The following is an 11,376-nucleotide window of genomic DNA, read 5'->3' as shown; positions in this document are numbered from 1 at the left end:
TGCTCCCCAAAAGTCCCCTGGCCTCACAACAATCCCTGTGGGAGCGGGCGTGCCCGCGAACACCGGCGCAGCCCGTGCCATGCCCCACAGAGAACGCATCACGCGTGATATCGTTTCCCTCCATCAACCTCAGCACCTGCCAGAGAGTTTCCGATGCCCCACACCACCCATCTGCACCCCGGCTTCATGATCGTCCACGGCAACCGCCTCGACGATCTGCGCAGCCTTGTGGTGAGCTGGATGCGTCGCTACCCGCTGGCACCGTTGGAAAACGAAATCGCCTTGGTGCAGAGTAACGGTATCGCTCAATGGCTCAAGCTGGCTTTGGCGGAAGACCCGCTGGAGGACGACCAAGGTGGCTGCGGCATCGCCGCTGCAATTGAGGTTCAACTGCCCGGCAGCTTCATGTGGCAGTTGTACCGCAGCGTGCTGGGGCGCGATGAAATTCCCGAGGTGTCCCTGCTCGACAAAGCGCCGCTGACCTGGCGCCTGATGCGTCTGCTACCGGCGCTGATCGAGCGCCCGCATTTCGAGCCGTTGCGCCGCTTCCTGATGGACGACGGTGACCTGCGCAAGCGCTACCAGCTGTCCGAGCGCCTGGCCGATCTGTTCGACCAGTATCAGGTCTACCGGGCCGACTGGCTCAGGGACTGGGCAGCAGGTGAGCACGTGCTGAACACCGCCCGTGGCGAACGTAAGGCACTGCCCCCGGCTAACCGCTGGCAGGCCGAGCTGTGGAAGGCCTTGCTGGAAGACGTCGGAGAAAAAGGTATGGCGCAAAGCCGGGCCGGCGTGCACCAGCGCTTCATCGAACGTATCAATAGCCTGGAACAGGCTCCCCCCGGGTTACCCTCGCGGGTGATCGTGTTCGGCATTTCATCGCTGCCGGCCCAGGCCTTGGAGGCATTAGCCGGCCTCGCACGCTTCAGCCAGGTGTTGTTGTGCGTGCACAACCCTTGTCGCCACCACTGGGCGGACATCGTTGCCGACAAAGACCTGCTGCGCCACCAATACAAGCGTCAGCAGCGCAAACAAGGCATGCCCTTGCAGCTCGACGACCAGTCCCTGCACCAGCACGCACACCCATTACTGGCTGCTTGGGGCAAGCAAGGCCGAGACTACATCAACTTGCTCGACAGCTACGACGACCCGGGTAGCTACCAAGGCGTGTTCAGCGATGGTCGCATCGACCTGTTCAGCGACGGTTCACCCGCCACGCTGCTCAGCCAATTGCAGGACGACATTCTCGAACTGCGCCCGCTGGCAGAAACGCGCGCGCTGTGGCCGCCAGTCGATCCCGCCAACGACCGCTCGATCCGTTTTCACATTGCCCACAGCCCCCAGCGCGAAGTAGAGATTCTCCACGACCAGCTGTTGGCCCGCTTCAGTGCCGACCCCACATTGCGCCCGCGTGATGTCATCGTCATGCTGCCGGCCATCGATACTTACGCGCCGCACATCCGCGCCGTTTTCGGCCAACTGCAGCGCAATGACCCCCGTTACATACCGTTCACCCTGACCGACCAAGGGCAGCGTGGCCGGGAGCCTCTGCTGATTGCGCTGGAACACCTGCTCAAACTGCCGGACAGCCGTTTCGCCGTCAGCGAAGTGCTCGACCTGTTGGATGTCCCCGCGGTAAGAGCCCGGTTTGGTATCCGCGAAAACGACTTGCCTACCCTGCACCGCTGGATCGAAGGCGCAGGCATTCGCTGGGGCCTCGATGCCGAGCAGCGAGCCAGCCTTGGCCTGCCCGCCGGGCTTGAACAGAACACCTGGCGCTTCGGTTTGCGTCGCATGCTGTTAGGGTATGCCGTAGGCGTGGGCGAAGCGTGTGACGGTATTGAGCCGTACGATGAAATCGGTGGTCTGGACGCAGCCCTGATCGGCCCGCTGGTGGCCCTGCTCGACGCACTGGATGTCGCCTGCCAGGCCCTGGCCGAACCGGCCACCGTCAGCCAGTGGGGCGAGCGCCTGCATGCCCTGTTGCATGTGTTCTTCCTGGCCGAGGACGAGCACGACGAATTCCTGCTGATCCAGTTGCAGGATCTGCGCGATAGCTGGCTTGAAGTATGCGAAACGGTCGGCCTGCAGGACCCTCTGCCATTGACCGTGGTGCGCGAGGCCTGGCTGTCGGGGCTGGACCAAGGCAAGCTGTCACAACGTTTCCTGGCGGGCTCGGTGAATTTCTGCACGCTCATGCCCATGCGCGCGATCCCATTTCGGGTGGTGTGCCTGCTGGGCATGAACGATGGTGATTACCCGCGCGCCCAGCAGCCACTGGACTTCGACCTGATGGCCAGCGACTACCGCCCCGGTGACCGCTCACGCCGTGAGGACGACCGTTATCTGCTGCTCGAAGCGCTGCTGTCGGCACGGGACCAGCTGTACGTCAGCTGGGTCGGGCGCAGTATCCGTGACAACAGCGAACGCCCGGCCTCGGTGTTGATCGGGCAATTGCGCGACCACCTTGCGGCGGGTTGGCAGCTGAACGGCGCACAGCAGGGCCAGGCGACGCAGGCGGGCGAGCAGTTGCTGCACGCACTGACCCAAGAGCACCCGCTGCAACCGTTCAGCCCGCGCTACTTCCAGAAGGGCAGCCCGCTGTTCAGCTATGCCCACGAATGGCAAGTGTTGCACCAGCAGAACGAGTGCGACCCGCAGGGCGAACCAGCCCTGGCGCCCTATCAGGATGATGAAGCGCTTACCCTGACCCAGCTGAGTGACTTCCTGCGCCATCCAGTTCGGCATTTCTTCAGTCAGCGCCTGAAGGTGTACTTCGAAGCGCTGGAAGCGCCGACCCCGGACGAAGAACCCTTCACCCTCGACACCCTGCAGCGCTACGGCGCCAGTGAAAGCCTGCTCGGTGTCGCCTTGGCCGCACCGGGCAACGCCGAGCAGGCCCTGCAGGCCCAGGCCCGGCGTTTGCAGGCTTGCGGTGTGCTGCCGCTGGCTGGGTTCGGCGAGCTGCTGCAAAGCGAGTTGATCGAGCCGTTACCCGACCTGCTGCAACGCCACCAGCAGTTGCTGCAACGCTGGCCGCGCTTGGTCGAGGGCGCTTTGCCCGTGCATTTCGAGCACGGCCGGCACCGTCTCGAAGGCTGGCTGGGGCGGGTATTCCAGGCCGACGAGCAAAGCCTTCTGAGTATTACCACCGTGCCCAACACCATCAGTGCCGGGCGCAACAACTTGAAGTGGCACCGCCTGATCGCGCCCTGGGTCACCCACCTGGCGGCCTGTGCCGCAGGTTACGCGTACCATAGCGCCCTGGTCGCCAGCGACCTGACCCTGTTGCTGGCACCGCTCCCGCAAGGCGCCGCCGGGCAACTGTTGGGCGACCTGTTGGTGGCGCGCCAGGCCGCGATGAACGCGCCCCTGTCGGTTGCCGCCAAAACCGCTTTTGCCTGGCTGGCCCACGACGATGCCGACAAAGCCCTGGCCGCTGCGGCCCGCGCCTACGAGGGCGATGAACGCAGCAGTTTCGGCGAGCGCAGTGAAAGCACTGCCTTGGCTCGGCAGTTCCCTGATTTCGCCGCACTCACCGCCGACGAAACCTTTGAAGGCTGGTGCGAAACCTTGTACCGCCCATTGTTCACCGCACCCTGGCAGACCCTGGGCAACCCGGAGAAAGGCGCATGACCCAGGCCCGCCCCTTGGCGTTGAGTTTCCCCTTGCATGGCAGCCAGCTGATCGAGGCCAGTGCCGGCACCGGCAAGACCTTCACCATTTCCGCCCTGTACCTGCGCCTGATCCTCGGGCATGGCGGCGAGCAGGGTTTTGCACGCGAACTGCTGCCACCGCAGATTCTGGTGGTGACCTTCACCGACGCCGCCACCAAGGAGTTGCGCGAGCGTATCCGTGCGCGCCTGGCAGAAGCTGCACGCTTCTTCCGTGGCGAGCTGGAGGGCGCCGACCCTTTGCTGCACCAACTGCGTGACGACTACCCGCAAGAGGCGTGGCCGCGCTGTGCCGGGCGCCTGGAAATTGCGGTGCAGTGGATGGACGAAGCAGCGGTATCGACCATTCACGGCTGGTGCCAGCGCATGCTGCGCGAGCACGCTTTCGACAGCGGCAGCCTGTTCACCCAGACCCTGGAAACCGACCACAGCGAGCTGCTGGGCCAGGTTATGCGCGATTACTGGCGGCGCTTCTGCTACAGCATGCAAGGCCAAGCGCTGGCGTGGGTGCGTAGCCATTGGGTCAGCCCCGACGCCTTGCTCCCGCGCATTCGCCCCTTGTTCGGCCGGGTGCGGGCCGAGCAGCACGGCGCCGAACCGGCGGCACTGATCGAAGCATCGCTGCAGCAGCGCAGCGAACAGTTGGCCCGGCTCAAGGCGCCTTGGCTACAGTGGGCCGAAGAGCTGCGGCAGATCTGCCGCGATGCCCTGGCGGCCAAGCAGGTCGACGGTCGCAAGATGCAGGCGCGCTATTTCGAACCCTGGTTCGACAAGCTTCATGCGTGGGCTGCGGACGAACAGCAGGTGGAGCTCGACCTGGGTACTGGCTTCACGCGCCTGACCCCGGCCGGCATGGCCGAGGCCTGGAAGGGCGAGCCACCCGCGCACCCGGGCCTGGCTGCCATGCAGACCCTGGCGCAACACCTGCAAGCCCTGGACAGCCCGGATGCCCCCCTGCTCGAGCATGCCGCCCATTGGGTCTCGGCACGGTTTGAAGTGGAGAAGCGCCGGCGGGCAGAAATGGGCTTCGACGATATGCTGGTGCGCTTGCAGCACGCACTGGCCAGTGAAGCCGGCGAGCGCCTGGCCGGGCTGATTCGTGAGCAGTTCCCGGTGGCCCTGATCGACGAGTTCCAGGACACCGACCCGGTGCAGTTCGGCATTTTCGAGCGTATCTACCAGATCAGCGAAAATCGCCCGGACACCGGCCTGTTCATGATTGGTGACCCGAAGCAGGCGATCTACGCCTTCCGCGGTGCCGACATTTACACCTACCTCGCCGCACGGCGGGCCACCAGCGGTCGGCTGCACAGCCTGGACACCAACTACCGCTCCAGCAAGGCCATGGTGGCGGCGGTCAACCAGGTGTTCCTCCAGGCCGAGGCACGTCAGGGAGGGCGCGGGGCGTTCCTGTTCCGCAGTGCCGATGACAACCCGTTGCCGTTCATCGAGGTGCGCGCCAAAGGCCGCAGCGAACAGCTGGTGATCAACGGCGAAGCCAGCGCTGCCCTGCAATGCTGGCAGCTGCAGAGCGAAGAGCCGGTATCCGGCAGTGTCTACCGCCAGCAACTGGCCGCCAGTTGCGCCAGCCACATTGTCGATTTGCTCAATGGCGGCCAGCAAGGCACGGCTGGTTTGCGCAATGCCGAAGGCGAACTGCGCCCCTGCCTGCCGTCAGACATCGCCATTCTGGTGCGTGATGGCCACGAAGCGCAGCTGGTGCGCGCCGAGCTGGCCGCACGCGATGTACGCAGTGTGTACCTGTCCGACAAGGACTCGGTGTTCGCTGCCCAGGAAGCCCATGACCTGCTGGCCTGGCTCAAGGCCTGCGCCGAGCCCGATTCGGAGCGCCTGCTCAAGGCGGCCCTGGCCAGCCTTACCTTAGGCCTGTCGTTGCCCGCACTGGACCGCTTGAACCAGGACGAGCGGGTCTGGGAGGGCTGGGTCATGCGGTTCCGCTACTACCGCGAAACCTGGCAGCGCCAGGGCGTACTGCCGATGCTGCGCCACCTGCTGCATGACTTCCAGCTGCCGCGCACGCTGATCCGCCGCAGCGATGGCGAACGGGTGCTGACCAACCTGCTGCACCTGGCCGAGTTGCTGCAGCAGGCAGCTGGCGAACTGGATGGCGAACAGGCGCTGATTCGCCACCTGGCTGAGCACTTGGCCAGTTCTGGCCAGGCTGGCGAGGACCAGATTCTGCGCCTGGAAAGCGACGAACAGCTGGTCAAGGTGGTGACCATCCACAAGTCCAAGGGCCTGGAGTATCCGCTGGTCTACCTGCCGTTCATCTGCACCAGCAAACCTGTGGACGGTAGCCGGCTGCCGCTGGCCTGGCACGACCCTGAAGGCCACGCCCACCTTACCCTGACCCCAGACCAGGAGCAGATCGAACGCGCCGACGATGAGCGCCTGGCCGAAGACCTGCGCCTGCTGTATGTGGCCCTTACCCGTGCCCAGCATGCCTGCTGGCTGGGTGTCGCCGACCTCAAGCGCGGCAACCAGAAAACGTCGCAGTTGCACCGCTCGGCGTTGGGGTATCTGCTGGGTGGCGGCCTTGCCCTGGCCAGTTCGGCGCAGTTGGCCGACTGGTTGCAGGCCCTGGCCGCGCGTTGCCCGCACATCGCCTGCACAGGCCTGCCGCCGGCCCAGCCGCAGGTGTATCGCATGCCCCATGCCGCGCGTGAATTACTGCCGGCACGCAAGCCACGCCGGGCCGCCGCTGAGCACTGGTGGATCGCGTCCTACAGCGCCCTGCGCGTGGGTGACCAAACCCTCGGTGCCGACAGCTCGCAGGCCCAGCAACTGCAGGATGACGAAGTCGTCGATGTGCAGGTGCTGCGTGAAGTCCCGGCCGACAGCGGTGATATCCACCGCTTCCCGAGGGGGCCGAACCCCGGCACCTTCCTGCACGGTCTGCTGGAGTGGGCAGGCCGCGAAGGCTTTAGCCTGGTAAGCCGTAACCCGCAGTTGATCGAGCGAACCGTTGGCCAGCGCTGCAACCGCCGAGACTGGACGGGTTGGATCCCCACCCTCAGCCAGTGGATGCAGCGCTTGCTGAGCGAGGCCTTGCCGTTGCCCGGCAGTGGGCAGAGCGTGACGCTCGGGGAGCTGTGCACTTACCAGATCGAAATGGAGTTCTGGTTCGCCAGCCAGCGCGTCGACGCCGAGCAGCTGGATCGTCTGGTAGCACGCCACACCCACCCCGGCCTGGCGCGCCCGGCGGCGCAGCCGACGCTGCTCAATGGCATGTTCAAAGGGTTCATCGACCTGGCATTCGAGCTGGACGGCCGCTATTACGTGACCGACTACAAATCCAACTGGCTCGGCCCGGATACCCAGGCCTACGATGCCCTGGCCATGGAGAAAGCCATCCTCGAACACCGCTACGACCTGCAGTACGTGTTGTACCTGCTGGCCCTGCACCGGCAACTGCGCGCGCGGCTGCCGGATTACGATTATGACCGCCACGTGGGCGGTGCCTTGTTCATCTTCCTGCGGGGTGCCAGCAGCAGTGGGCACGGCGTTTACTTCACCAAGCCACCGCGTGAATTGATTGAAAGCCTGGACGCGCTGTTCCGTGGCGAGCACCCGCCCACCCAGCAGGACCTGTTTGCCGGAGCCATGCCATGAGCCGCAACCTTGTCGACCTGTTGCCCACCCCATTGCACGCCGAGTACCTGCTGGCGCTGGCGCCGCAAACTGACAGCGGTGACCTGCTGCAACTGCTCGACCGCTGGGTCGAGCGCGGCTGGCTACGGCCGCTGGACCGTGCGTTCGTGTCATTTCTGGAAGAGCGGGCCCCAGGCAGTGACCCCTTGCTGCTGCTTGCCGCAGCGTTGGCCAGCCATCAACTGGGCCACGGCCACGTCTGCCTCGACCTGCAGCAAACCCTGGCCGAGCCCGACTTTGCCCTGTCGTTGCCGCCAGAGGGCGACGCACTGACCGGCCCCTTGCTGTTGCCTTCGCAGTTGTTGGCCAACCTCGACTTGCAGGCCTGGCGCCAACGCATCGTAGCCAGCCCGCTGGTGGCCGCTGGCGACGCCCCGGGCCAGCAGGCGCGCCCCCTGGTGCTCAGCGGCCAGCGCCTGTACCTGCGCCGTTACTGGAGCTACGAGCGGCGTATCGACCACACTTTGCGCCTGCGCCTTAGCCAGGCTGAAGCACCGCCGGCGGACTTGCCACAACGCTTGGCGCAGTTGTTCGAGGGTGGCGCCCCGGCAGGCCAGGTGGATTGGCAGAAGCTCGCCTGCGCCCTGGCCACCCGCGCCGGCTTCAGCATCATCACCGGCGGCCCCGGTACGGGCAAGACCACCACGGTGGTGCGCCTGCTGGCGTTGTTGCAAGCGCCGGCGGTGGAGCAGGGCAGGCCATTGCGTATCCGCCTGGCGGCACCTACCGGCAAGGCCGCTGCGCGCCTGACCGAGTCCATTGGCCAGCAGGTCGAGCGCCTGCAGGTCAGTGCCCAGGTACGCGAGCAGGTGCCGACCGACGTCAGCACCGTGCACCGCCTGCTCGGTAGCCGCCCAGGTTCGCGGCACTTCCGCCACCATGCGGGCAACCCGTTGCCGCTGGATGTGCTGGTGGTCGACGAAGCCTCGATGATCGACCTGGAGATGATGGCCAACCTGCTCGACGCCTTGCCTGCGCGGGCACGCCTGGTATTGCTGGGTGACAAGGACCAGCTGGCCTCGGTCGAGGCCGGTGCCGTGCTGGGTGACTTGTGCCGGGACGCCGAAGAAGGTTACTACGCGCCGGCCACCGCCAGCTGGCTCGAACAGGTCAGTGGCGAATCGCTGGCTGACAGTGGCCTCAAGGTTGGCGATGAACAGCGCAACCCGCTGGCCCAGCAAGTGGTGATGCTGCGCTTTTCGCGGCGCTTTGGCGAAGGCAGCGGCATTGGCCAGCTGGCGCGGCTGGTCAACCGGCAGGACGCCCATGCGGCGCGCAACCTGCTGGCCATGCCACCGGCTGATGTGCACAGCCTGGTGCTCAGGCACGAGCAGGACCGCGCCTTCGACCGCCTGCTGCTCGATGGCTTGAACCAGGGCAGTGAAGGGCCACAAGGGTACCGCAGTTATTTGCGTACCCTTGGGCGCTATCGGCCACTGCTGGATACCCCGTTCGACGACCCCGCCTGGGAGCAGTGGGCAGGCAAGGTGTTGCACAGTTTCGAGGCCTTCCAGTTGCTGTGTGCGGTACGCCGGGGTGCCTGGGGCGTCGAAGGGCTCAACGAGCGGGTGGCGCGGGTGCTGCACGGCGCCGGCCTGATCGACAGCCAGCAGCCTTGGTACGAAGGGCGCCCGGTGCTGGTCACCCGCAACGACTACGGCTTGGGCCTGATGAACGGCGACATCGGCATTGCCCTGCGTTTGCCGGACGAGCGCGGCGAGCCGCTGCTGCGGGTGGCCTTCCCGCGTAATGACGGCAGCGGCGGCGTGCGTTTTGTCCTGCCCAGCCGCCTGAATGAAGTGGAAACGGTATTTGCCATGACGGTGCACAAATCCCAGGGTTCGGAGTTCGGCCACACCGCACTGGTACTGCCCGACACACTGAACCCGGTGCTGACCAAGGAGCTGGTCTATACCGGGATCACCCGCGCCAAGCACTGTTTCAGCCTGGTCGAGCCGCGCCAGGGCATTTTCGAGGAGGCGGTGGCACGCAAGGTAATGCGCATTTCCGGCTTGATGCTGGAGCAAGTCTGACCCCGGCCGAAAAGCAGTTGGCGATCCCCAGTGGGAGCGGGCGTGCCCGCGAACACGGGCGCAGCCCGTGCCAACCACCGCGGTGCCTGCCTTTCTACAGTGATGCGGCCATGTGCTATCGTTGCGCCGAGACCAGAAAGGATTTTGAGAGATTCCCCACATGCATGTGGCCGCAAGACGTGTGACAAGCTGTGCGGTTTCGCTATTGCTGGCCGTCCTGTTTATCGCTACGGGGCCTGCCCGGGCGGACACCGCAACCACCAACGCCCAGGCGCAGCAACGGGCCAAGGCCGTCACCCAGGTCGTGCTGGGCATTTTCAGCTACGCGCGCTGGCCGGTGGAGCCGTCTCCATTGCGCCTGTGCCTGGTCGGCCCCACCGAATACGCTGATGACCTGATCAAGGGCCAGGTGCAGGCGTCTGGCCGCCCGCTGCAAGTGAAGCGCTTGCTGGCAGATGACAGTCAGGTCGCTCAGGCGTGTGATGCGATCTACATCGGCAAGCTCGACCAGCGCCAGCGTGACAAGCTGTTCGAGCGGGTCAGCGGCTACCCGGTCCTGAGCATCAGCGAATCGAATGACCCATGCACCATCGGCAGCCTGTTCTGCCTGCGGGTCAGCGACCAGCAGGTGGCCTTCGAGGTCAACCTTGACTCGGTGGCGCGCTCCGGGGTGCGCATTCACCCCAGCGTGCTGCAGCTGTCGCGGCGCCGGGCGGTGCAACCATGAAGCCGACCCGCAAGCGCAGCCTGCGCCCAACCCTGCGCTCGGTGCTGGGCCGTGCACACTTGAATGTCGCCTTGCTGGCCGTGGGCCTGGCCGGTATTTCCTTGACCCTGTTGGGCGTGCTGGCCTTGAGCGTCTATGCCAATCACAACCTGCAACTGATTGCCCGGTCGATCAGCTACACCGTGGAGGCGGCGGTGGTGTTCGATGACAGTGCCGCCGCCAGTGAGGCGCTGGCGCTGATCGCCAGCGCCGAGGAAGTGGCCGAGGCCAGGGTATTCAATGGTGAAGGCGAGCAACTGGCGCGCTGGCAGCGTGCCGATTCGGGCATGCTTGCCCTGCTGGAAACGCAGGTCGCCCGCGCGTTGCTGGACGAACCGGCCAAGCTGCCGATCATGCACCAGCAGCAACAGATCGGGCGCATCGAACTGGTTGGCCAGGGGCGTAGCCTGTTGCTGTTCATGCTGGGGGGGCTGGCCGGTATTCTGTGTTGCACGGTCCTCAGCGCCTTGGCTGCCCAATACCTGTCGCGGCGCCTGCTCGGCGATATCACCCGGCCGCTGCGCGGCCTGGCCAGCGTCGCCCACGCCGCCCGCCGCGAGCGCAGCTTCGACCGGCGTGTGCCGGAAACGGCGATCGCCGAACTCAACGAGCTGGGGAATGACTTCAACGCCCTGCTGGACGAACTGGAAGTATGGCAAAGCCACCTGCAGAGCGAAAACCAGACCTTAGCCCACCAGGCCAGCCACGACAGCCTGACCGGCCTGCCCAACCGCGCCTTCTTCGAAGGGCGCCTGAGCCGCAGCGTGCGCAACGCAGCCAGCCAGCAGGATCACATGGCGCTGCTGTTCCTTGACAGTGACCACTTCAAGCAGATCAACGACACGCTGGGCCATGCGGTGGGGGACGAGGTGCTGATCAGCGTGGCCGAGCGCCTGCGTGCCCAGTTGCGTGAGCATGATCTGGTTGCACGTTTGGGCGGCGATGAATTCGCCGTGCTGCTGACGCCTTTGCAAACGCGCCGGGATGCCGAGCACATTGCCGAAAAAATCGTCGCCAGCATGAAGTTGCCGGTGCAACTGGACAGCGGCCGCAGTGTCGCCACGTCGGTGAGCGTCGGTATCGCCTATTACCCGGAAGACGGCGCCGACCCGGCCAGTCTTCTGAATGCCGCCGATGCGGCCATGTATCAGGCCAAGCGCAAACGGCGTGGCCATTGGCAAGTGGCGCAGACGGAACGGTCCGCCAACCCTATCGACAACAGGAGCTGAAC

At 65.4% G+C, this 11,376-nt stretch carries 5 protein-coding genes; all 5 read left to right on the top strand.

What is annotated here, in order from left to right; translation table 11 throughout:
* Positions 1 to 153: 153 nt before the first annotated feature.
* The 5 genes from recC (at position 154) to ACF8SD_RS00845 (ending at position 11,374) form a co-directional block, all read left to right on the top strand.
* Entirely contained in the window at positions 154 to 3,636 is a 3,483-nt protein-coding gene (gene recC / locus ACF8SD_RS00865; protein WP_392483595.1) for an exodeoxyribonuclease V subunit gamma, read from the top strand.
* Positions 3,633 to 7,307 (top strand): exodeoxyribonuclease V subunit beta, encoded by a 3,675-nt coding sequence (gene recB / locus ACF8SD_RS00860; RefSeq protein WP_392483596.1) that lies wholly within the window; start codon positions 3,633 to 3,635, stop codon positions 7,305 to 7,307. The genes recC and recB overlap by 4 nt, the downstream gene beginning before the upstream one ends.
* Positions 7,304 to 9,379 (top strand): exodeoxyribonuclease V subunit alpha, encoded by a 2,076-nt coding sequence (gene recD / locus ACF8SD_RS00855; RefSeq protein ID WP_173891081.1) that lies wholly within the window; start codon positions 7,304 to 7,306, stop codon positions 9,377 to 9,379. Before recB ends, recD begins: the two co-directional genes overlap by 4 nt.
* A 160-nt stretch (positions 9,380 to 9,539) precedes the next feature.
* Positions 9,540 to 10,106, top strand: coding sequence for a YfiR family protein (locus tag ACF8SD_RS00850; protein ID WP_392483597.1), 567 nt, complete (start codon positions 9,540 to 9,542; stop codon positions 10,104 to 10,106).
* Positions 10,103 to 11,374 carry a diguanylate cyclase domain-containing protein gene (locus ACF8SD_RS00845; protein ID WP_173891079.1) on the top strand — a complete coding sequence of 424 codons (1,272 nt, stop codon included), beginning with the start codon at positions 10,103 to 10,105 and terminating at the stop codon, positions 11,372 to 11,374. Before ACF8SD_RS00850 ends, ACF8SD_RS00845 begins: the two co-directional genes overlap by 4 nt.
* Positions 11,375 to 11,376: the final 2 nt, after the last annotated feature.

Origin of the sequence: Pseudomonas sp. CJQ_9, from assembly GCF_043106615.1 — a bacterium.
In the GTDB taxonomy this organism is placed as follows: Bacteria; Pseudomonadota; Gammaproteobacteria; order Pseudomonadales; family Pseudomonadaceae; genus Aquipseudomonas; species Aquipseudomonas juntendi.
Note: the sequence above shows the minus strand (reverse complement) of the source record. Positions and strands in the feature narration are given on the sequence as shown.